Source organism: Streptomyces sp. NPDC049954 (assembly GCF_040656295.1).
Classification (GTDB): domain Bacteria; phylum Actinomycetota; class Actinomycetes; order Streptomycetales; family Streptomycetaceae; genus Streptomyces.
On sequence record NZ_JBFALS010000009.1, the window covers coordinates 188,223 to 210,776 of the forward strand.

Here is a 22,554-nt window from a genome sequence, read left to right on the forward strand (position 1 = left end):
CGGCGGGCGGGCGCGGACACGGCTGCCCGGCACCCGCCGACGGTGCGCCTCAGGGCCGGGCCCGGAGCGACATCTCGCTCCGGGCCCGGCCCCACCTCCTAGTTGAGGGTGTCCGGGTCCGGACCGGTGCGCATGCCGCGGTCCAGGGCGGCGATCGCGTCCAGGTCCTCGCCGGTCAGCTCGAAGCCGAACACGTCGAGGTTCTCCCGGATACGGCTCGGGGTCACCGACTTGGGGATCACGATGTTGCCGCTCTGCAGGTGCCAGCGCAGGACCACCTGGGCGGGGGTGCGGCCCAGCCGCGCGGCGATCGTGGTGATCGCCTCCTCCTGGAGCAGGGCTCCCTGCGCGAGAGGGCTCCAAGCCTCCGTGGCGACGCCCAGGCGCGCGTGCGTCGCCCGCAGCTCACGCTGCTGGAGCCCGGGGTGCAGCTCCACCTGGTTGACGGCAGGTACGACTCCCGTCTCGGCGACGAGCCGTTCGACGTGCGCCGGCTGGAAGTTGGACACCCCGACGGCACGGACCCGGCCGTCGGCGAGCAGCTTCTCCAGGGCCCGGTACGACTCGACGTACAGGTCACGGGCCGGGGTGGGCCAGTGGATCAGGTACAGGTCGACGTGGTCGAGGCCGAGCCGGTCGAGGCTCGCGTCGAAGGCGCGCAGCGTCGTGTCGTGTCCCTGGTCCTCGTTCCACAGCTTGGTGGTGACGAAGAGGTCCTCGCGGTCGATTCCCGAGGCGGCGAGCGCGCGGCCGACGCCCTTCTCGTTGCCGTAGACCGCCGCGGTGTCGATGCTGCGGTAGCCCGCTTCGAGCGCGGTGGTGACGGCGGCGGTGGTCTCCTCGTCGGAGACCTGGAAGACGCCGAAGCCGAGCTGCGGCATGGTCACGCCGTTGTTGAGGGTGACGGTGGGGATGGTGTGCATGGCGTTCTCAACTGTTCTTTCGATGAGGGGCGGTGTGGGGGTGCTCCCGCCCGCGGGGGCGAACGGGAGGTCGGTCAGGGACGGACGGCCGCGCCGGGAGCCGCCGCCTCGGCCGCGGGCGCCGTCTGCGGCTGCGCCGCACAGAGGCTGTCCGACGCGGCGGGACGGGCTGTCACCACCGGTGTCCCGCGCGGCTGCCCGGCCCGTTCCAGCCACGCGGAGAGGAAGGCCACGAGGAGCGCGGACAGGGCGAGGGCGGCGCCCACCCAGTTGGCCGCGGTGTAGCCGAAGCCCGCGCTGATGACGAGGCCCCCGAGCCAGGCCGCGAGGGCGTTGCCGAGGTTGAAGGCCCCGATGTTGACCGCTGAGGCGAGGGTGGGGGCGCCCGCGGCCTGGTCGAGCACCCGCTTCTGCAGCGGGGGAACGGTCGCGAAGCCGAGGGCGCCGATCAGGAAGAGCGTCACGGCGGCGGAGGCCTTGTCGTGGGCCGTCACCGTGAACAGGGCCAGCACCACGGTGAGCCCGCCGAGCGCGGTGAACAGCATCGGCATCAGCCGGCGGTCGGCGAAGCGGCCGCCCACCAGGTTCCCGGCCACCATTCCGGCGCCGAGCAGGACCAGCAGCCAGGTCACGGAGGAGTCGGCGTACCCGGCGACGTCGGTCATCATCGGGGCGATGTAGGTCACCGCGGCGAACACGCCGCCGAAGCCGAGCACGGTCATCGCCATCGCCAGGACCACCTGGACGTCGCCCAGAGCGCCGAGTTCGTGCCGCAGCCGTACCCCTTCGGGCTTCGGCAGGTCCGGGACGAGCCGCAGGATGCCGAGCAGGCCCGCGAGGCCGAGCGAGGCCACCACGAGGAAGGTGACGCGCCAGCCGGCGGCCTGCCCGATGAACGTGCCCAGCGGTACGCCGACGACATTGGCGACGGTGAGCCCGGTGAACATCAGCGCGATCGCGTTGGCCCGTTTGGCGGGCGGGACCAGCCCCGCGGCCACGACGGAGCCGATTCCGAAGAAGGCGCCGTGCGCGAAGGAGGCGATCACCCTCCCGGCGAGCAGGACGCCGAAGGCGGGCGCGAGAGCGGAGACGACGTTGCCGATGACGAAGAGCGCCATCAGGAGCATCAGCATGCGCTTGCGCGGGACCTTGGTGCCGAGGACGGTCATGATCGGCGCGCCGACGAGAACACCGAGGGCGTAACCCGTCACGAGGAGCCCGGCGGTCGGCACGGAGACCCCGAAGTCGCTCGCGACCTCGGGGAGCAGGCCCATGATCACGAATTCGGTCGTGCCGATACCGAAGGCCCCGATGGCCAGGGCCAGGAGTGCCAGAGGCATGGGGAGGTACCTTCCAGAAGTCCAGAAGCAAGCGGGAGCCGCTTACGAGCGTCGACAATACTTGCGTGCGCGCTATAAAGGCAAGCGCGTACAGATCGCGGCAGCGCTATAGGGGCGTCCGGGTGCCCGGTGAGCGGCTGGGTGAGTCGGAACGGCCTGCGTGAGTCCATGAGTGGCCTGCCGGTGGCAGGCGGCTCGGGAGGCTCCCCGGTCGGCGACGGTGGCGGACTGGTGGTACGCCGGGTCGGCTCGTGCGCTCAGCCGGTTCGGCGTCGACGGGCACCCGGGTCCCGGGTGATGGCGCGGCCGGAGCCCACGTGGATCGCCGTAGGCGGTCATCGAGGAGTGTGGCGTGGCGGTCGCTCGCACTCGGCCGGGCCGGCCGTGCGGGGCAGCGCGAAGGTCGCGGGACGGCCGCCGCCCTTGGGCGAGTTCGCGGGACTCGGCGACCCGCGCGGGGATCTGTGCCCGGGGCGCCCGGCCCGCCTTCAGGCCGAGGGCGACGTTGTCCCGCACTCACCGGTGCGGGAGGAGGGCGTACTGCTGCACGGCCGTGCCGATGCCACGGCGGTGCGGGGGCGGGCCGGTGACGTCCTGGCCCCGACGCCGGGCGTCAGGCCTGCGGCCGGGTGAGTCTGGCGGCCACGGCATCCAGCACCCAGTCCAGGCCGGTCGCGAAGGACGCCTCGGGGTCCACGTCCGTGCCGTCGTGCACGGCCTTGGCCAGTGCCGGGAAGCGGCCCGTGGCCAGCATCCTCGTCACGTGCGGACCGGAGGCGCGCCGCCAGTCGTGCTTGGACAGGCCCGTGGCGCGCTCGGCCCGCAACTGCGCGATCTCGCGCCTGATCGCGCCGATCGAGTAGGCGCTGACTGTCTCCGCGGCGCGCATGACGGTGTCGAGGTCGGCGAGTCCGTCGAGGGCGGCCAGCGTCGCCTCGGTCACGGCGAGGCCGTTGGGGCCCAGGGTCGGGCGGCTGCCGAGCAGGTCGGCCAGCCACTCGTGCCGCAGAGCGGCCCTCCTGGTGCGGTGGGCGAGCACGCGCAGCGCCTCCCGCCAGTCACCTGACTGCTCCTCGGGAATGATCTCGGCCTGGACCTCGTCCATCATGAGATCGAACAGCTCCTCCTTGGCGGAGATGTGTCCGTACAGCCGCATCGGGCCGGCGTCCAGCCGGCCGGCGACCTTGCGCAACGACACGGCCTCCAGGCCGCCCTCGTCGGCCAGCGCGACGGCCGCGGCCACGATCCGCTCCCGGTCGAGCGGTACAGGGCGAGTCGGCGGTTCCGGCCGGTCCCACACAGTCATGGTGACACCGTACCCTTGCGATACGCTGTCTCAGCCCAATACGGTGTATCGCCATGAGACCTCGCATCGCTGTGGTGGGGAGCGGCCCCGCCGGACTGACCTTCGCCCGCGTCCTGCACCGTCACGACCACCCCGTCGCCGTCTTCGAACGGGATTCGGCCCCCGACACCCGGCCCCCTGGCGGCACGCTGGACCTGCACGAAGGTCTTGGCCAACTCGCTTTGAAGAAGGCGGGGTTGCTGTCGAGGTTCCAGGCGCTGGCGCGTCCCGAGGGGCAGGCCATGCGCATCCTGGACACGGACGGCACCGTCCTGCGGGACTGGCGACCCGGTCCGGACGAGCTGGCCAATCCCGAGATCGACCGCGGGCAGCTCCGCGATCTGCTTCTGGGCCCTCTCGATGTCCGCTGGGGGCGGCGCGTGACCCAGGTGGTGCCGGGGGCCCGGGACGGCGTACTGGTCCATTTCGCGGACGGGCGACAGGAAACCTTCGACCTCGTGGTCGGCGCGGACGGCGCCTGGTCCCGGGTCCGCCCGGCGCTCTCGCCGGTGACGCCGCATTACACCGGCGTCACCTTTGTCGAGACCTCCCTGGACGACGTCGACGCCCGCCACCCCGACCTCGCCCGGTTGATCGGCGACGGCTCCATGGCCGTGTACGGCGTGAACCGGGCTCTGGTCGCCCAGCGCAACAGCGGCGGTCACGTCAAGGTGTACGCCCAGTTCCGGGGGCCGCTGGAGTGGCACGCGCAGCTGGACCCGGCCGACGTCGACGCCGTGCGATCGGCCCTGCTCGCCCTGTTCGACGGCTGGGCCGCTCCCGTGCTCGACCTCCTGCGCCACGGCACCGCTTTCGTCCACCGGCCCCTCCACGTCCTGCCCGTGTCCCACACCTGGACCCACACCTGCGGGGTGACGCTCCTGGGCGACGCCGCCCATCTGATGCCTCCCTTGGGGGCGGGCGCGAACCTCGCGATGCTGGAGGGCGCCGAACTCGCCGAGTCCCTCGCCGCCGGCCCGGACGATCCGGACGAGGCCGTCCGCGCCTTCGAGGAGCGGATGTGGGCGCGGGCCGGCCGGTGGGCGGAGATGACAAGGGCCGGTCTGGAACGCCTGGTGAGCCCGGACCCCGCCGAAGCCCTCGCCCTCTTCGACCAGGTCCAGCCGTCCTGACCGCGGCGCGCGAGCACCCGCAGCACGCCGCGGCCCCACGAGGCGGTACGGCAGGACGGAGAGCGGCCACTCAGGCCGACTGCTCCGGCCCGGCCTGCCGCTGAGGGCCGGTATTCGTCGAGCGGCTTTCGGGCCCGCCGTACGACAAGGGGTGAGCCTCCTGTGTCCGGGCGGATGGCGTGCGAGACGATGACCTGCGGCGGGTGAGCGCACGGCGGCGGCCACCGCGTCCTCCTGCCGAGGACAACGGGGCCGCCGCACGTCCGGCCCGGCCGACGGGCCCTCAGGACCCGAGCACATCGCGATCAGTGCGAACACGTCGCGGTCGACTGTCCCGCGACAGCCGCTGGAACGCCGTGGGCCACCGCCCGCGCGACGCGGCGGTGGCCCACAGCCGGTGTTGTCCCGCTACCTTTCCGTCCGCTCCTGCGGTACCGGCTCGTGCTCCTGCGGTGCGCCGGGTGCCGGGACGCTGAGCGCGGCACCTTCCGGGCCCGCGCTCCCGTCACGTGCCGTGCCGCGGGTATCGCCGGCCGCCGAGCGCGGCGGCGCCGCGGCGGCGGCCAGGGTTCCCGCGAGCAGGGCCACGACGGCGACCAGGAGCATCGCGGGGCGCAGGCCCAGATGCTCGCCCAGCAGGCCGAGCGAGGGCGGACCCGCGAGGAAGGCCAGGTAACCCGTGGTCGCCACCGCGCCGACCCGGGCCGCCGAAGCGCCGTCCGTGCCGTCACCTGCCGCCGACAGGGTGACCGGGAAGCCGAGCGCGGCACCGAGCCCCCACAGCACCACCGCGCACGCGGCGAACACCGGATTCGGCGCGAAGACGACCACAAGGATGCCCGCCGTCGCGAGCGTGGCGCTGATCCGCACCACCACGGTGCGGCCCAGCCGGGCGAGTACCGGCTCGCCGAGGAAGCGGCCCGCCGCCATCGAGGCGGCGAACAGGGTGTAGACGAGCGAACCCGTGGCCGCGTTCAGCTCGTAACCGTCCACCATGATCAGCGGCAGCCAGTCGTTCGCCGATCCCTCCGTCAGTGCCATGCCCAGCACGATCAGGCCCAGCAGCACCGTACGGCGCTCCCGCCAGACCGAGGGGCCCCGGCTCTCGCGGCGCCGCCCCCGCTCCCGGGCCGCCGCCTCGACGCGCCCCGTACCCGCGGGGATCTGCCGGATCGCCCACCCGGCGCACGGGACGCACAGCACGGCCACGGCCCACAGGTGCCAGGCGACCGGGAAGTCCAGCGAGGTCAGCAGGATGCCGAGCCCCGCCCCGGCCACGGTCCCCGCGCTGTAGCAGCCGTGCAGCGCCGGAAGCACCGGACGTTCCAGCACCTTTTCGAGGGCGGCCCCCTCCACGTTGACCGCGATCTCCATCAGGCCGGTGCCACCGCCGAACACGAGCAGACCCGAGAACACCAGAGCGGCGCTGCCGGTGGCCGCACCCGCGCCGAGAACCAGCGGTGCCACGCACGTCGCGGTGATGCCGATCCCGCTCACCGTCCGCCCGCCGAGGCGCGCCACCCCGGTTCCCGAACTCAGGACGCCGATCATCGCGCCCACCGAGAGGCCGAAGATGACCGCGCCCATCCCGGCGGTCGAGGCCCCGATCTCGTCACGGATGGCCGGCGTGCGCGTCACCCACGAGGCCATCACGACGCCGTTGATCACGAACAGGGTGAACAGGGCGGCCCGCCAGCGCGAGGTCCCCGCCGAACGGCCCGCCGTGTCCGCCGGCGCGGCCTTCTCCCCCCGGCCGTTCATGCCGGTGCCCCGCCCTCGGGTACGGCGGTGTCCTCGGAGGTGACCGCGACGTCGACCCGGCGCACCACACGGGCCGGGTTGCCCACCGCCACGACGTTCGCCGGCAGGTCCTTGGTGACGACGGCCCCCGCGCCCACCACCGTGTTCTCCCCGATGCTCACCCCCGGGCAGACGATCACGCCGCCGCCCAGCCACACGTTGTCGCCGATGCTGATCGGCTCGGCCGACTCCCACTTGGCCCGCCGCGCCTCCGGTTCGACCGGGTGCGTGGGCGTCAGGAGCTGCACGTTCGGGCCGATCTGCACGTCCGCGCCGATCGTGATGGGGGCGACGTCCAGGAACACGGCGCCGAAGTTGACGAAGGTGCCCGCCCCCACCCGGATGCCGTATCCGTAGTCCACCCGCAGCGGCGGACGGATCTCCGCCCCCTCGCCCAGTTCCCCGAGCAACTCCGCGAGCGCCGCGCGCCGCGCTTCGGGGTCGCCCGCCGAAGAGGAGTTGAACCGCTCGCTCAGCAGGGCCGCCCGCAGGGCGTCCGCCGACAGCTCGGGATCGTCCGCACAGTACAGCTCGCCCGCGAGCATGCGTTCCTTCTGGCTGGTCACAACCCGCATTCCTTCTGCCGTGCCGGTGCGCGAGGGGCGCAGCGGCCAGTACATGTATCGATAAAGCACAGTGTCATAGGCTGAACCCGAGCAGCAAGACGACAAGACCGGGAGCGAGATGGCGACCCTCAAGGACGTGGCGCGCGCCGCGGGTGTCTCCGTCATGAGCGTGTCCAACGTGCTCAACGGCACCGGGCGCTACTCCGCCGGCATGTCCGAGCGCGTCCTGCGCGCCGTCGAGGAGGTCGGCTACGCCGGTCCCGATCCGGCCGCGGCCTCGCTGCGACGGGGCCGTACCGGCACCCTCGGCGTCGTCCTGCCGACCGCCCTGGAGAACGCCTTCGGCGAACCGGACACGGCGCGCTTCCTGCAAGGAGTGGCCCGTACCTTCCAGCGCCGCGCGACCACGATGACCCTGCTCGCCCTGCCCCCCTCCGCGGGGCCGCTGCGCCGGGAGGACGCGGAGCCCCGGGAGCGGGTCGCCCGCGGACCGCTCGCCGCGCTGGAGCGAGCGGTGATCGACGCCGTCCTGCTGTACAGCGTCGAGGAGGATCACCCGGGCCTCGACGTGGTGGCCCGCCGCGCCCTGCCCGTGCTCGCCGTCGACTCACCCGGCCCCGAGGTCGGTGCCGAGCGGTTCGGCGGGGCCTGGGCCGGATTCCTGACCGTGGACGACCACGGCGGGGCCCTCGCCGCCGCCCGCCACCTGGTCGAACGCGGGCACCGCAGGGCCGCCGTCCTCGTGGACCGGCTCCTGCTCCAGCCCCGCCTCGGGCCCGTCCCGTGGGACCGGGCGCTCGCCACCACGAGCGCCATCGTCCGGGCCCGGCTGGCCGGCTACCGGGACGCCTGGACGGGCGCCGGCCTGCCCCTGGACGACCTGCTGGTGGTCGAATGCGGCACCCACGACCCGGCGGCGGGCCGGGCCGCCGTCGAGGAACTGCTCACCGCCCCCGGGGGCGCCCCCGACGCGGTCCTCGCCCTGTCCGACAGCCTCGCCCACGGCGCCGTCGAGGGGGCGCTCGCCGCCGGGCTCCGGGTGCCCGAGGACCTGGCCGTCGTGGGCTACGACGACAGCGGCGACGCCGCCCGGGCGCCGGTACCGCTCACCACCGTGCACCAGCCGAGCGGGCTCAAGGGGGAGACCGCCGCCGCCCTCCTGCTCGACCACGCCGCGGCCGCGCCAGGGGAGGCCCCGCCCGTCCGGCAACTGCCCACCCGGCTCGTGGTCCGCGCCAGCACGTGAGACGTGAGGGCCGGCCCCCGCCGGGGCCGGCCCTCACTCTGTCCGCCGTCGGACGGTGCCCGCCCGCCGGAGCGAGTGGGCACCGTCAACGGCCGTTTACGGGAAGGAAGTCACCGTCGACGGCACCGTGGAGGTGCCCGAGGTGGGCGAACCCGTGTTGTTGATGACGTGGGCGTACTGGCCCATCCCGCCGAGCGACACGACCAGCAGATCGTGGAACTTGACGCCCGGCTTCACCGGGGCCTCGAAGCCGTGTTCCTGCACGATGCCCGGGTCGGAGGTGTAGTTGCAGTAGCTGCCGAGCCCCCAGCCCTCGTGCGTGTTCACCGAGTCGGCGACCTTGTAGGCCGCGTACCCCCGGGTGGAACCGTTCTGGATGGCGGCCTGGTTGGGCGCGTCGTACGCCTTCTCGTTCTGGAAGAAGATCGTGCGGCCGCGCTCACCGTTCCACAGCACGTCGTACTTGTTGAAGTGCTCCACGAACAGACCGGTCGCGAGGACGTCGTCCCCGTTGACGGTCAGCCCGTAGTCGGCGCGGTTGGTCTCCCAGCCGACTCCGGCGCCGTGGTCGGCCCGCCAGAGCCAGGTGTGGTCGATGATCGCGTCGTCACTGTTCACGACGACGCTGTTGGTCGCCTTGCCGGGGCCGGCGCCGCCGATGCGGACGAACACGTCCTGGAGCGACGTGGGGTTGGCCGCGTGGTCGGCGGAGGAGTTCTGCGGACCGATCTCCAGCAGGGTGGGCGAGTTGACCGGTCCGGCGTCGATGAGGAAACCGGCCAGCTTCACGCCGTCCACGTCCGCGACCTTCATGGCGGTGACCCCGTTGTCCGGGATGATCGTCGCGAGACCGAGACCGAGGACCACGGTGTTCGCGCGCTTGACGTCGATCGTCTGGTTGAGGTGGTAGACGCCCGGGGTGAACAGCAGGTTCAGGCCCTGGTCGAGTGCCTGGTTGATGGTGGCCGCGGTCGCGCCGGGCTTGACCACGTAGAACTGGTTCAGCGGCAGCGACTGGCCCTGCGGGGTGCCGGCCCAGGAGACGCCGCGCGCGTTGGTGCGCTTGGCCGGGACGAACACCTTGTAGTCGTTGCCGTCCAGGTAGAGGAAGGGCTTCTCACGGGAGACCGGTGTGTTCTGCAGCGTGGTGTACGGCTGGGCCGGGAAGCCCTGGGCGGGCGCGCCCTCGACACCGGAGAACACCATGTTCCACACGCCGTTGGTCCAGCCGCCCACGGAGCTGTCGCGGGTGTACCACTGCTGCTGCGAGTACGGGCCGACGGTGCCGTCGATCTTGCTGTCGGCGATGTAGCCGCCACTGGCCCAGCCGTAGCCGTTGGGCGCGAGGTTGAGGCCGCCCTTGACGTGCATCCGGCGGAACGGCGCGGCCTGGGCGACGGCCCAGCGGTCGGTGCCGCTGACCGGGTTGAGTGCGAGGTTCTCGGCCGAACGCCAGAAGTTCTGCGTCGCGTTGCCGTTGAACCAGCCGGCGTCGACCGTCACGTCACCGTTGAAGGTCGTGTCGTCCGGCTTGAGTCCGAGGCCCGCGATCGAGGTGTAGAAACCGATCTGCGCGTTGAGGTTGTTGTACGTGCCCGGCTTGAACAGCAGCGCGTAGCGCCCGTCGCCGAACTGTGCCGACTCCTGCTGCTGGAAGATCGCGTCGACCTGCTGCTGGATGTTCGGGGTGGAGGGGGAGAAGACCTTCACGTTGGGACCGAGGTCCCCGCCACCGGTGATCGGACCCGAGGGGTCCGTGCCGCCGCCCCCGGTGGAACCGAAGACCTGGAACTCCCAGAGCGAGTAGCCGTACTGGGTGGCGCGGGCCGTCCCGTACATCCGCACGTACCGCGCGTCGCCGCTCAGGTTCAGCGTCTCCACGCCCCCGTTGCCGGTGGTCGTCGAGTACTTCGAGGTCCAGTTCTGGTCGTCCGTCGAGAACTCGATCCGGTAGCTCTTCGCGTACGCGGCCTCCCAGCGCAGGACCACCTGGCTGACGGAGGACGTCGAGCCGAGGTCGACCTTGATCCACTGCGGGTCGCTGTTGGAGCTGGACCAGCGGGTGCCGTTGTCCCCGTCGACCGCGTTGACCGCCGGAGTGCCGTAGTTCTCCTGGCTGGAGGCGGTGACGTTCTTGCCCTGCGACAGCAGTACGGGTGCGGCCTGTGCGGAGGTCGCGGGAAGGAACGCCAGAAGCGCCCCGGTCAGGGCGAGCACCACGGTGCCCACGAGGGATCTTCGTCGTGGTCTCGGTCTTGCCTGTGTGCGCGAAGCAGCCATGTCGGTCTCCTGGAGACGGAGGAAAAGGGGGTGCCTGAAAGAAGTGCGGAAAGGAGGAACCGAGGCGGTAGAGCGCTCTCTCGCTTCCTTCGTCAGGATCGTCATCCGCGCAGCCATGAGCCGTCAAGACTTGTGCACAAGGTCCTTCCAGCAAGCTCCCAGGTCGGGGCGCCGAACCGCGTGAAGGCACTGGATAACACTTTTTACGAGCAGGTTTGACAGTCCGTCAGGTTCCTCGACCGCTTCGAGAAGTGGTGAGGGGGAACGGGGCGGCGGCTCGATCCGGCCAAGAAATGAAAGGGCGAGGGCTGTGCCCCCCATCCGTTGGGATGGGGGGCACAGCCCTCGCCCGGGTGGTGCTGTCGATCAGCCGTAGATGCCGAACTCATGCAGTGAGTAGCCGTATCCGGTGCCGCGCTCGGTGGCGTGCAGCCGGACGTAGCGGGCGCTGTCGCTGACGTCGAAGTCGTCGATGCCCCCGTTGCCGTCCGTCACCTCGTGCACCGTCCGCCAGCTCTCCCCGTCGTCGGACACCTGGATGGTGTACGCCTTGGCGTAGGCCGACTCCCAGTCGAGCTGGATGTGCTTGAACGCGGTCTTCTCGCCCAGGTCGACCTGGAGCCACTGCGGGTCGCTCCAGTCACTGGCCCAGCGCGAGCCGGCGTTGCCGTCCACGACGTTCTCCGGGCCGCAGGGGCAGCCCGTGCCGGTGGGCTGGAAGGTGGAGGCGGTGGCGGTCTTCCCGCGCGCCAGGTCGGTCCCGTCCACCGGCGGCGCCACGACCTTGGCCGAGGTGGTGCCGACGCCCACGTTGCCCTTGCCGTCCTTGGCCTTGACGTAGATCTTCCACACGCCGGTGCGGTCCGGGGCGGTGAAGCGCAGCTTGCCGCCGCCCAGGTCGGTGGCCTCCACCGTCTGCAGGGCCGAGGCGTCGTCGATGTACTTGCTGCCCACCTGCACCTCGTAGGTGACGGCGTCACCGTCCGGGTCCTCGGTGGGGGCGGTGACCGTCATCTCCTTGCCGGCCGGGACCGCCGAGGCGCCCCCGTCGACGGTGAGCTCCTTGACCACCGGCGGCGTGTTGTCCTGCGAGGTGTCCGCCCCGTAGGCCTTCTTGACGCTGTAGTACGACAGCCGCTTCTCGTCGGCCGACAGCAGGTTGAACCAGATGCCGCCGAAGTCGTACTCGGTGCCGTAGTGGAACATGGTCGCGCCGAGGGCCACGCCCTGGTGGTCGGTCACGCAGTCCCAGGCCCGGGTGTAGCCCGCCGCCTTCTCCTCGTCGGTCGGCTCCTGCGGGACGCCGTTGGCGTCGTCCGGGACCTCCCACTCGCCGGCCGGACCGGTCTCCGTGATGATGTACGGCTTGTCGTAACCCCCGTCCTCCCAGGCCTTCTTGACCCCGCACACGTCCTGGTAGGCGTTGACCGCGTACAGGTCGAGGTCGGGTGCGTTCTTCTTGTAGTACGGCCAGGCACCGGTCCACGCGTCGGTCGAGGTGACCGGGTGGTTGGGGTCGACCTCGTGGATCTTCTTGGCTATGTCGTTCACCAAGGTGGTGTAGGCGTCCCGCTGCTGTTCCAGGGCGTCACCGCTGTAACAGTTCTGCAGGCCGAGCACCGACTCGTTGCCGACGTTCCACATGAGGACGCCCGGGTTGTCCTTGTAGGTGTCCGCCCACTTCGGGAACTCCGCGAGCATGTCGTTCTTGTAGTCGGTGTCCTTGAGGTAGTCGACGCAACCGCCGCTGCCGGGGCCGCCGCCGGGCTGGAGCCAGAAACCGGCCACCACCTTGATGCCGTTGGCCGCGGCGGCGTCGAACAGCGGGGCGCTGGAGGCGTCCGTGCCCCAGGTCCGGATGGTGTTGACGCCCATCGATTTCACGTCGGGCAGGTACTTCGCAGCGTCCGTGGGGGAGGGGCCCCAGGTGAGGCCCTTGACGGTGTACGGCGAACCGTCCACCGTGAGCTGCCAGTTGCCCTGGCTGCCCGTCACTTTCACCACTGAGCCGGCCGCCTGGGCGGCGGGGGCGGGAAGGGCGAAGGTGGCGGCGGCGAGGGCCGCTGTCACCGCCAGGGCGGTATTGCTTCTGCGCATCGTGACTGGCTCCTTCGGGAGTCCGTGGGTGGGGGGACCCGCCCGCGCCGATGCGGGCGCGGGCAGGCAGTCAGAGGGGTAAGCCGGGGCCGGTCAGGGGAGCTCGTAGTTCTCGTCGAGAACCGCGCCCCGGTCGGGATTGTTCTCGTCGTAACCCCGCACGTCGCACTGGAGCCCACCGACGATGCAGTGGTCGACCATGGCCTTGAGCGTCGTGTCGTCCCAGGCGTTGAAGAAGTCGTAGTGGAAGGTGTGCGCCGCGCCGCTGGCCAGCCTCAGCTTCGAGGTGTCGCCGTTGACCGGCCAGGCCATCTTGAACTCGATCATCGGCAGGGCCACCGGATGATCGGCCGGGCACACGTTGTTGTTGGTCCCTTCCTTCACCACCGGGTAGGCCATGTGGCTCGTGTGGTCCGGGGTGTCGAGGTTCTTCCCGTCCCAGCAACTGGGAGCCTGGAAGCGGAGGTTGAGCTGGACGTCCTGTCCCGTGGGGCAGCTGGCGGGGAACTCGGTGTTGAAGTAGCTCTCACCGCATTCCCAGCCCTCGACGAAGCCCTTGTGGTTGCGGAACTCCTCCGCGGTCTGCATCGGGCTTCCCACCACGAAGCGCAGTCCCTTGGGGAAGGGCCGGACGCTGGTGTAGTCGGTGACGCCGGACTTGTAGTAGATGGTCTGCGGGCCCACCGGCTGGATCTTCTGGTCCCCGTTGTAGAGCGAGGGCATCCAGTAGCCGGACTTGTCGCCCGGTGCCAGGCAGGTCGTGGGCCCGTTGTCCAGGGACGCCGTGGTGGAGTTGGCGTCCGTGTGCACGTTGCCCATGAACGTGTGGTCGTGCGAGGCGCCCGGCTGCCCCGGGAACACGATGGGGTCGTCCGGAGCGGTGTGCGAGGGGGCACAGTGCGCCTGGAACTCGTGGAAGTAGCGGTGCGGGGGCTGCTGTTGGGAGGGTTCCACTCCGGTCACCGGCGGATCGGCCGGGATGTAGCCGTCGCCGTCGGGGTCGTCACCGGATACGGCGGGGGCCGCCGGTGCCTGATGGGTGCCGTGGCCCGCGTGCTGTGCGGCGCCCGCGGACGGGTCGCTCACGCTCGCGGCCACCGAGGACGCCTTCGGGGCCTCGCCCGCCGAGGCCTGGGGCAGCGCCAGGCCGACCGAGGCGGCGAGCACGGCCGCCGCGACCAATATGCCGGAACCGTATGTCGAGCTGCGGAAACGCGATCTCCTCGCCATGGGAGACCTCCTGTCGTCCGAGCGGATGGGGGGAAGAGCGCTCCGGTGCCGCGTACTCCCCCGTCTTCGACCCGCCGTCAGGAGCTGGGCCGCAGAACGTACGACGCGGTGGGAGAGCGCTCTCCCACTTCTGGAGTGTTCCGTCGCTGACAAGTTCGTGTCAAGGGAAGATGAACTCCTCGTTTCCGTTATCGTCCCGCCCTCGCTCCGGTCCGCGAGAGTGTGGGAAGGTGATTTTCGGACACGGGTTGACGCGCTCCCGCCCCTCTCGCGGGGCTTGGGGAAAGGCCGCGGAGAGCGCTCTCCGCTCGGTTAGGCTGCTGTCATGAGCAGAGAGCCGCAGGCCCGGACCGGAGCACCCACGCTGGAGGATGTGGCGCGGGTGGCCGGGGTCTCACGGGCGACCGTCTCGCGGGTGGTCAACGGGGTGCGCAATGTCGATCCCGCCATCCAGTCGGCGGTGCGCGAGGCCATCACGGCGACCGGTTACGCGCCGAACCGGGCGGCCCGGTCGCTCGTGACCCGGCGCGCGGGCACCATCGCGCTCGTGGTCTCCGGGGCGGGCAGTGACGCGGAGGGCGCCGATTTCGCCGCTCGGGTCTTCGCGGACCCCTTCTTCGGTCGTGTGGTCGGCGGGGTGGTGGGGTATCTGCGCCCGCGCTCCCTGCACCCCGTCCTGCTGTTCGCCGAGACGGACGTCACCCGGGAGCAGGTGATCGCCTATCTGCGGCAGGGCAGCGCGGACGGCGCGCTCGTGGTCTCGACCCATGCCGCGGACCCCCTGCCCGCGCGGATCGTGGAGACCGGGGTCCCCGCCGTGCTGTTCGCCCGGCCGGGCATCCCGGTACCCCTGAGCTACGTGGATCTCGCCCATCGCGAAGGGGGCCGGCTGGCCGCCGAACACCTTCTGGAGCGCGGTCGCGGGCGGATCGTGACGATCACCGGGCCACTGGACGTGCTCGCCGGCCAGGACCGGCTCACCGGCTTCCGGGAGGCCTTGGCCCGCCGGGGGAAGGCCCATGTTCCCCTCGTCGAGGGCGGGTTCACGCTCGCCAGCGGCGAGGAGGCGATGCGTGAGCTGCTGCACCAGGTGCCCGACCTGGACGGTGTCTTCGCGGCCAACGACCTGATGGCACAGGGGGCTTGCCAGGTGCTTCGCGAGAACGGGCGGCGCGTCCCGCGGGACGTCTCGGTGGTCGGGTTCGACGACAGTGCGGCTGCGACGACCTGCCGCCCGCCGCTGACGACCGTACGTCAGCCGGTCGAGACCATGGGGGCGGAGATGGCCCGGCTGTTGCACGAGCGCATCGAGGGTGGGCCGGCCGAGGCCGAGGCGGTGCTCTTCGACCCCGAGCTGATCGTGCGCGAGTCGTCCTGACGCTCGTGAAACCGGGGCGGGCCCGGCTCTCGCCCGGGTCCGGGGGAGAGCCCGGGTTCCGCAGGCGTCGCCGTGCGGCGGTGTGCATCGACCGCCCCGTGGGCCGGTGGGGGCGAGGGCGCGGGCGGGCCTCGGTGTGTCTCCGGGCCGGCGCCGGAGCCCGTCCGTGAGCGACTGTCCGGAATCAGCCGTACGGCTGCCGTCCTCCCAGCGAGTGAAGTCCCCAGGGTCACGCTGCGTCACGTGACGGCGTTTGTGCAGGTAGCGGCCACTATGGGTGCGGGGCGGCCGCGGGTTTGCGACCGGGAACGGGTCGTGATGCGGTAGGAATGTCCTGGCCGATCTTGCCGGAATGTTTCTCCGTGGCGAGTTTGTTTCCTTATGCCTGTGTACGGCCAGTTCTGTGACGGAGTGTGATGCAGTCGCTAGTCATGCCGCTCGACGGCCCCGTGCGCTTCGGGACGCTTCTTCCGCGCGCGACGGTGTACGAGCGGTTCGGCGGCCGCGTGCTCTTCCGTACGGCCATCCACGCGGCCTTTCCGCCACCCCGGGAGAGGCCCGTGGGGCCGGCGGACCGACGCGGGGACGGGGGCGGACGGCGGTTCGTGCGAGCGGCGGCAGCGACGGTGGACCCGGCCCACAAGGCCGCCACGTGTCCGGCCGGGGAGACCGGGCCGCCCGCATGGGGACCACCGCGGCGCCGGCACCCGGCCAGGTCCGGCCGGCGCCTTCCGGGCCGGGGCGCGGCAGTGGCCGTCCGGACCGGGGCGGACATCCTTCCTGCCGGCCAGTTCCCGGCCTCGGCAGCCCGGTTCGTGTACGGAACCGGTTCCCCCCGCGCCTGCGCGGCGGGACCGGAATCCGGCACGGTCCCGGGCCGCGCACGGAGACGACCACGCCGTCCGTCCCGCCCGCGAACCGTGCGGACCCTGTCCTGCGCGGGCCCCGCCGGGCATCCCGAGCCTCCGCGCGGGCAAGGAGGCGAACGGTTTCTGCGGCCCTCCGCTCCCCACGAGGGGAGGAGGCCGATCGCGTCCACGCGGACCGCCTCCCGGCCGGGGCTCCTCGCGCGGAGCTGACCGGACCCGCCGGGATCCGGCGACGGTGTCCGCACGGGGCCGTGCCCGCCCCGCCGCCCCTCCACCCGCGCACCGCTCGGTGCGGGCTGCGTCACCGGGGGCGCCGCGGTTGCCGGTCCACCGACGGCCGACTGTCCAGTCCAAACCACTCGAACTCAAGGAAAGTCCATGGAGCGTGTATTGACGCCAGGACGGCGAGCGCCCGGCGGTGATCACCTGTGAACCGTCGTGCGGTGGCGGTCACCGGCCTGGGCGCGGTGACCTCGGCCGGGCTCGGCACCGAGGCCCTGTGGGAGGCCCTGTGCGCGGGGCGCTCCCTGGCCCGGCGGCTGCCCGAACTGGGCTGCTCGCCCGTCGACTTCGGGTGCGCCCTGCCCGAGGACATCGACGTGGACGCGGAGGTCGGAGGCCGCGCGGCCTGGCGCATGGGGCGCTTCAGCAAACTCGCGCTGATCGCCGCCCGGGAGGCCGTACGGGACGCCGGACTCGACCCCGCCACCTGGGAGGGGGCACGGGTCGCGGTGGTGCTCGGTGTCGGTGTCGGAGGGGTGTCGGCGCTCGTGGACAACGTGCGACGCCTCGACAGCCGGGGACCGGAGGCCGTCGCCCCCTCCCTCGTCCCGCTCATGATGCCCAACGCCGCGGCGGGCGAGATCGCCATCGCCCTCGGCGCCCGGGGCCCCTCGCTCGCGCCCACCACGGCCTGCGCCTCAGGAGCGAGCGCGCTCGCGGTGGGCCGCGACCTCCTCGACACCGGGCAGTGCGATCTCGTCGTCGCCGGTGGCGCCGAGTCCCTCCTGACCCCGCTCGTGCTCGCCGCCTTCGCGCGGATGGGGGCCCTGTCGACTCGTACCGACCCCGCCACCGCCTCCCGCCCGTTCGCCGAGGACCGCGACGGCTTCGTCCTCGGCGAGGGGGCGGGCGTGGTGATCCTCGAACGCCTCGCCCACGCCCGGGCCCGGCGCGCCCGCGTCCGCGCCCTGCTCGCCGGTACGGGTTCCTCGACCGACGCCTACCACCCGACCGCCCCGCCGGCCGACGGAGCGGGCGCCCGGGACGCGGTGCGCGCCGCGCTGCGGGACGCCGGCTGGGCCGCGCAGGACGTGGACCACATCAACGCGCACGGCACCTCGACCCCGCTCAACGACGCGATGGAAGCCGCCGTCATCACCCGCACCTACGCCCGCCCCCCGGTCGTCACCGCGGTCAAGGGCACCATCGGCCACACCTTCGGCGCGGCCGGGGCCCTGGAGGCCGTGGTGTCGGTGCTCACGCTGGAACACCAAGTGGTGCCGCCCGTCGCGAACCTCGACCTGAGCGGCATGGCGTTCGACCTGGACTGCGTCACCAAGACACCCAGGCCGGTGCGGCTCGCCACCGCGCTGAGCCACTCCTTCGGATTCGGCGGCCACAACGTGGTTCTCGCCCTCTGCTGCCCATGACCTGCGATACCCCCCGCCCGGAGCCCCGCCTCCTGGTCGAGAACGGAGAACGGAGAACAGTGGACGTGCACGACACGACACGACTGCCCGGCACGCTCGACGGGCTGACCCCCCTGCTCATCGGTCCCGAGGCCGGACGCTGGCGCGCCCTCGTCGCCCGGCACACCCTGCTGCCCACCGGGACGACGGACCGCGAGGAGCGCCTGCGCACCGCGTACCGGCGCCTGCGTCAGGTCCGTGACGTCCAGTCGGAGGCGGGCGGCGGCCTCGGGCTCGCCCGCGACCTCGCCGCGCTGGCGAGCCTGCACGAGTGGACGGCGCCAGTCGACCCGGACCTCTCGACGGTCGCGGGCATCCACTACAACCTGTTCCTGGGCAGCCTCGTGGACCACGAGGGCCCCGGGGCGCGCGACCTCGGCCCGTACGAGGCGGTGGACCGGGTCGGCACCTTCCTGTGCACCGAGGTGGCGCACGGCAACGACGCGGTGGCCCTGGAGACCCGTGCCGAATGGGACGCCGAACGATCCGGCTTCGTGCTCACCACCCCGCACGCGGGAGCGCAGAAGTTCATGCCCAACACCAGTCCGTGCGGCGGGCCGAAGACCGCGGTCGTGGCGGCGCGACTGATCGACCGGGACGGCACCGACCAGGGCGTCTTCCTGTTCCTGGTGGATCTCACCGGACCCGGGGGGACGCTGCCCGGAGTGCGGGTGCGCAGACTGCCCGACCGGATGGGCAGCTCCGTCGACCACTGCCTCACCTCCTTCGACCGGGTCTTCGTGCCCCGCTCGGGCCTGCTCACCGGGGACCAGGGCGGCGTCGACGAGAACGGGGCCTTCACCGCTGCCGTGGCCGGCCGCCGACGGCGCTTCCTCGTCTCGATCGGCCGCGTCACGGCCGGCCGGATCTGCATGAGCGCCTCGGCCGTCGGCTCGGCCCGGCTGGCCCTCACCCTCGCCGTCCGCTACGCGGGACACCGGACGATCACCGGGGTGCGGGCCGGTGAGCGTGTCCCGCTGCTCGCGCACCGCACGCACCACGCGCCCCTCGTGGAGGCCCTCGCGACGACGTACGCGATGAACCTCCTGCACCGCGCCGCGCTCCACCGCTGGCTGCACCACGCCCCCGCCGCGGCCGCCGAAGCGGCACGGGAGAGCGCCGTGGCCAAGGCGTGGATCACCTGGCAGGCCCGCTCCGTGCTGACCGAGTGCCGCGAACGCTGCGGTGCTCAGGGCCTGTTGGCGAACAACCTGCTGCCCTTCCTGGTCACCGGGATCGAGGGGGCGATCACCGCCGAGGGCGACAACCTCCCGGTGTACGCGAAGGCCGCCGCCGAACTGGTGGCCTCCCCGGCCGTGCCCCGGCCCGCGACCGGGCCGGCGGGACGCGAACTGACCGATCCCGGCTTCCAGCGGGACCTGTTCACCGCCGCCGAGTCCCTGCACCACGAACGCGCCCGCGCCGCCATGCGCTCGGTCCCCGCGGGCGACGCCCTCGAACGCTGGAACGCGGGCGCACCGGCCGCGCTCCGGCTCGTCGAGGCACACGCCGTGGGACAGGCGCTCGACGCCCTGACCGCCGCCGAGGCCGGCCTCGCGCACGGCACCCCGGAGCGCACCGCGCTCGCCGACCTGCGCACCCTGTTCGCCCTCGTCCGCCTCGACGGGACGGCGGCGGACCTCCTCGCCGAGGGGCAGCTGACCGCCCACCAGGTGCGTGAGCTGCCCGGACTGCGGGAGGCACTCGTCGCCGCACTCGCCCCGCGCGCCACCGCGCTGACCGGGGCCTTCTCGGTACCGCCCGAAGTGCTCGACGCCCTTCCGCTGGCCCGCCCCGACTACGTCGACACCTATGACGACCCGGAGGGGCCGTGGCACCGCGACCCGGTCCGCACCGAGGGCTCCGCCGGGACACTGACCGCGGCCGCGGTGGGCGCCGCGCGCTGACGCCGGTCCACCGGACCCGGACGCGGCCACTCGCCGCCCTGTTCTCCGACCTTCCCCTCCCCTTCCGCAACGCGACCTCTCATGGAGGAATCACCATGACCGAGACCGACTCCGGCACGATCCACCCGGAGATCCTCGACATCCTGACCGGCACGTTCAAGATCCCGCTCGCCGAACTCCGCCCCGACGCGACCGTGGACAGCCTGGAGATGGACTCCCTGGCCGTGGCCGAACTCGCCGTCGTGCTCAAGGAGCGCACGGGGGTGGACGTCGACGCCGGCGAGGTCCACAAGAACGCGACCCTCGCCGAGATCACCGGCCACCTCGACCGCGCCACCAAGAACGCCGCCCGATGAACGCGCCCGCCGTCGTCGTCACCGGCCTGGGCATGATCACTCCGGCCGGCGGCGACGCCGAATCGACCTGGAAGGGCGTCTGCGCGGGGCTGTCGACCGCCCGGCCGCAGCCCGAACTCGCGGGCCTGCCCATCGACTTCGCCTGCACCGTCACCGGCGACCTGGCCGGAGCGGTCGGCGGCAGGACGGCCTACCGGATGGGCCGTTTCACCCTCCTGGGACTGCTCGCGGCCGTGGAGGCCGTGGCGGACGCCGGACACGACCCCGCTACCTGGGACGGCACCCGCGTCGCGGTCGTCGTCGGCACCAGCAGCGGCGGAACGGCCTCGCTGACCGAACAGGCGGCGCTCTACGAACGGCGCGGCCCCGGGGCGACCTCCCCCCAGGCCGTCCTGCTGACCATCCCGAACATGCCGGCCGCCGAGATCGCCATCCGCATGCACGCGAACGGGCCGAGCATGGCCCCCTGCACGGCCTGCTCCTCCGGGGTGACCGCCCTGTCCGTGGCGCGGGACCTGCTGGCCTCCGGTGCCTGCGACATCGCCGTCGCGGGGGCCACCGAGTCCCTCGTGTTCCCGCTCGTCATGCAGGCCTTCGCCACCTCGGGGGCCGCGGCCCGCACGGACGGCGATCCCGCCCGCGCCTGCCGCCCCTTCGCGCCCGACCGCTCGGGCCTGGTCGTGGGCGAGGGCGCCGCCATCATGGTCCTGGAACGCGAGGAGGACGCCCGGGCCAGAGGCGCCCGGTGCCGGGCCCGCCTCGCGGGCTTCGGAGCCTCCACCGACGCCCACCATCCGACGCGCCCGCACCCCTCGGGGCAGATCGCCGAGGTGGCGGCGCGCTCGGCGCTGCGCGAGGCCGGCTGGACACCCGAGGACGTCCAGCACGTCAACGCGCACGGCACCTCCACCGTGCTCAACGACGCCACCGAGGCCGCGCTGATCGCCCGGCTCTACCCGCACCGGCCCCCCGTCACCGCGCCCAAGGGGGTGCTGGGGCACTGCATGGGCGCGTCCGGGGCCATCGAGGCGGGCCTGACCGTCCTGAGCCTCGAACACGGTCTCGTGCCGCCGGTCGCGAACCTCGACGCGCCCGACCCGGGGTTCGCCATCGACTGCGTCACCAAGGCGACACGCCGCGTCGACCTGCGGCGGGCCGTCAGCCACTCCTTCGGCTTCGGCGGCCACAACGCCGTGGTCGCCCTGGAGCGGACCTGAACTCCTCGGGACCGACACGCCGGGCCGGGGACGCCCCCGGCCCGGCGCGTCGGCCGGAGCGCGCTCAGCGCGCGCCTGCCGCCCCCGAACGCCGCCCCGCCCACGCGTGCGGCAGCAACCGGTCCGCGCCCGCGGCGAGAAGACGACGCGCCGCCTCCTCGCCGACCGCGACCGGCTCCGTGCCCTCCCCGCGCGCGTCGACCCGGACCGCCGCCGAGCCGTCCGGCGCGAACACCGCGGCGTGCACCGTGAGCGCGCCGTCCCGGTGCAGTACCGCGTGCACCGAGGCGGCCGTCGCACAGTCGCCGAACAGGGCTGCCAGCGCCGCGCGTTCGGCGCGCAGTACGACCTCGGTGGGCGCGTGACTCACAGGGGCGAGCAGCTCGGCCATCGCGGTGTCGCCCGCCCGGTGCTCGACGCACACGATCCCCGCGCCGGTCGCGGGCAGCCACTCGGCGGGGTCGAGGATCTCGGCGGCCCGGTCCTGCACCCCGAGCCGCAGCATCCCCGAGCGCGCGACGACCAGCGCGCCCGGACCGTGCGCTCCCTCGTCCAGCCGCTTGAGCCGCCCGTCGAGATTGCCGCGCACCGGCACCGGACGCAGCGCGGGGTAGCGGGACCGCAGCTGGGCGATCCGCCGCGGGGCCCCCGTCCCCACACCGGTGCCCGGCTCCAGCGCGTCGAGGCCGAGCGGGCGCACGCCGCCGGGCAGGACCACGGCGTCCCGCGGATCGTCGCGCTCCAGCACCGCGCCGCGCACGATGCCCGGCAGCCGGTCGTGGGGACTGGGCAGATCCTTCGCACAGGACACGGACAGCTCCGCGCCCCCGCCCAGCAGCACGTCGTCGATGGCCTTCACGAAGGCGCCCTTGCCGCCGACCGAGGCCAGCGGGCCCGTGTGCCGGTCGCCCAGCGTCAGCACCGGCACGAGCCGGAAACGCAGATCGGGCCAGGCCGCGCGCAACAGGCGCAGAGTGGTCTGCGCCTGGTACGTGGCCATCGGGCTGGTACGGGAGGCCAACCGGATCTCGGTGCCGGACGGGACCGCCATGACAGGCTCCTTCGCTCGGGTAACAAAGAGGGGGCGCTGGGCCCGGGGGGGGGGCCCCCCCCCGGGCCCCGCCCCCCCTAACGCCGCCACACACCCCGGGGGCCCCCCCGGCGCGCGCGCGCGCC

The 22,554-nt window shown here is 72.8% G+C and carries 16 protein-coding genes and 1 pseudogene; 7 read left to right on the top strand and 10 right to left on the bottom strand.

The genetic code is table 11. The annotated features are described in order from the left end of the window. Positions 1–98 precede the first annotated feature (98 nt). The 4 genes and pseudogenes from AB0J21_RS22180 to AB0J21_RS22195 all read right to left on the bottom strand — a co-directional run bounded on the left by AB0J21_RS22180 (position 99) and on the right by AB0J21_RS22195 (position 3,569). The gene (locus AB0J21_RS22180) at positions 99–923 is read right to left on the bottom strand and encodes an aldo/keto reductase (protein WP_363147792.1); all 825 of its coding nucleotides are present in this window, start codon (positions 921–923) and stop codon (positions 99–101) included. A gap of 74 nt (positions 924–997) precedes the next feature. Further along, positions 998–2,263 (bottom strand): MFS transporter, encoded by a 1,266-nt coding sequence (locus AB0J21_RS22185; RefSeq protein ID WP_363147793.1) that lies wholly within the window; start codon positions 2,261–2,263, stop codon positions 998–1,000. A 429-nt stretch (positions 2,264–2,692) separates the two neighbouring features. Next, positions 2,693–2,863 (bottom strand): annotated as a pseudogene (locus AB0J21_RS22190) (2-aminoethylphosphonate ABC transport system ATP-binding subunit PhnT); the annotation flags it as partial. Positions 2,864–2,876: 13 nt separating this feature from the next. Beyond that, positions 2,877–3,569 carry a TetR/AcrR family transcriptional regulator C-terminal domain-containing protein gene (locus AB0J21_RS22195; RefSeq protein ID WP_363147794.1) on the bottom strand — a complete coding sequence of 231 codons (693 nt, stop codon included), beginning with the start codon at positions 3,567–3,569 and terminating at the stop codon, positions 2,877–2,879. 53 nt (positions 3,570–3,622) lie between these two features. Here AB0J21_RS22195 and AB0J21_RS22200 point away from each other — a divergent pair, with 53 nt between their 5' ends. Further along, positions 3,623–4,741 carry an NAD(P)/FAD-dependent oxidoreductase gene (locus tag AB0J21_RS22200; RefSeq protein ID WP_363147795.1) on the top strand — a complete coding sequence of 373 codons (1,119 nt, stop codon included), beginning with the start codon at positions 3,623–3,625 and terminating at the stop codon, positions 4,739–4,741. A 408-nt stretch (positions 4,742–5,149) separates the two neighbouring features. On the opposite strand, the gene AB0J21_RS22205 is transcribed toward AB0J21_RS22200, so the two are convergent. Beyond that, the gene (locus AB0J21_RS22205) at positions 5,150–6,502 is read right to left on the bottom strand and encodes an MFS transporter (RefSeq protein ID WP_363147796.1); all 1,353 of its coding nucleotides are present in this window, start codon (positions 6,500–6,502) and stop codon (positions 5,150–5,152) included. Continuing rightward, positions 6,499–7,086, bottom strand: a complete 588-nt coding sequence (locus AB0J21_RS22210) for a sugar O-acetyltransferase (RefSeq protein WP_363147949.1) — start codon at positions 7,084–7,086, stop codon at positions 6,499–6,501. The genes AB0J21_RS22205 and AB0J21_RS22210 overlap by 4 nt, the downstream gene beginning before the upstream one ends. Positions 7,087–7,225: 139 nt before the next feature. Here AB0J21_RS22210 and AB0J21_RS22215 point away from each other — a divergent pair, with 139 nt between their 5' ends. Then, complete coding sequence (locus tag AB0J21_RS22215; RefSeq protein WP_363147797.1) at positions 7,226–8,353, top strand: LacI family DNA-binding transcriptional regulator; 1,128 nt, start codon at positions 7,226–7,228, stop codon at positions 8,351–8,353. Between the two features lie 96 nt (positions 8,354–8,449). Here AB0J21_RS22215 and AB0J21_RS22220 read toward each other — a convergent pair whose 3' ends face one another. From AB0J21_RS22220 to AB0J21_RS22230, 3 genes are all read right to left on the bottom strand, one after another. After that, positions 8,450–10,633 carry a discoidin domain-containing protein gene (locus AB0J21_RS22220; RefSeq protein WP_363147798.1) on the bottom strand — a complete coding sequence of 728 codons (2,184 nt, stop codon included), beginning with the start codon at positions 10,631–10,633 and terminating at the stop codon, positions 8,450–8,452. Positions 10,634–10,999: 366 nt separating this feature from the next. Continuing rightward, positions 11,000–12,730 carry a discoidin domain-containing protein gene (locus tag AB0J21_RS22225; protein ID WP_363147799.1) on the bottom strand — a complete coding sequence of 577 codons (1,731 nt, stop codon included), beginning with the start codon at positions 12,728–12,730 and terminating at the stop codon, positions 11,000–11,002. 93 nt (positions 12,731–12,823) lie between these two features. Next, complete coding sequence (locus AB0J21_RS22230; protein ID WP_363147800.1) at positions 12,824–13,960, bottom strand: DUF1996 domain-containing protein; 1,137 nt, start codon at positions 13,958–13,960, stop codon at positions 12,824–12,826. Between the two features lie 325 nt (positions 13,961–14,285). Between AB0J21_RS22230 and AB0J21_RS22235 the strand changes: the two genes are divergently transcribed. The 5 genes from AB0J21_RS22235 (at position 14,286) to AB0J21_RS22255 (ending at position 21,378) form a co-directional block, all read left to right on the top strand. Continuing rightward, positions 14,286–15,338, top strand: a complete 1,053-nt coding sequence (locus AB0J21_RS22235; protein WP_363147801.1) for a LacI family DNA-binding transcriptional regulator — start codon at positions 14,286–14,288, stop codon at positions 15,336–15,338. Between the two features lie 1,297 nt (positions 15,339–16,635). Continuing rightward, positions 16,636–17,859 (top strand): beta-ketoacyl-[acyl-carrier-protein] synthase family protein, encoded by a 1,224-nt coding sequence (locus tag AB0J21_RS22240; protein ID WP_363147802.1) that lies wholly within the window; start codon positions 16,636–16,638, stop codon positions 17,857–17,859. 65 nt (positions 17,860–17,924) lie between these two features. Then, the gene (locus AB0J21_RS22245) at positions 17,925–19,805 is read left to right on the top strand and encodes an acyl-CoA dehydrogenase family protein (RefSeq protein ID WP_363147803.1); all 1,881 of its coding nucleotides are present in this window, start codon (positions 17,925–17,927) and stop codon (positions 19,803–19,805) included. 95 nt (positions 19,806–19,900) lie between these two features. Then, on the top strand, positions 19,901–20,161 hold the full coding sequence (locus AB0J21_RS22250) for an acyl carrier protein (protein ID WP_363147804.1): 261 nt from the start codon (positions 19,901–19,903) through the stop codon (positions 20,159–20,161). Further along, entirely contained in the window at positions 20,158–21,378 is a 1,221-nt protein-coding gene (locus AB0J21_RS22255; protein ID WP_363147805.1) for a beta-ketoacyl-[acyl-carrier-protein] synthase family protein, read from the top strand. Before AB0J21_RS22250 ends, AB0J21_RS22255 begins: the two co-directional genes overlap by 4 nt. Before the next feature lie 64 nt (positions 21,379–21,442). On the opposite strand, the gene hemC is transcribed toward AB0J21_RS22255, so the two are convergent. Further along, positions 21,443–22,429, bottom strand: coding sequence for a hydroxymethylbilane synthase (gene hemC, locus AB0J21_RS22260; RefSeq protein ID WP_363147806.1), 987 nt, complete (start codon positions 22,427–22,429; stop codon positions 21,443–21,445). Positions 22,430–22,554: the final 125 nt, after the last annotated feature.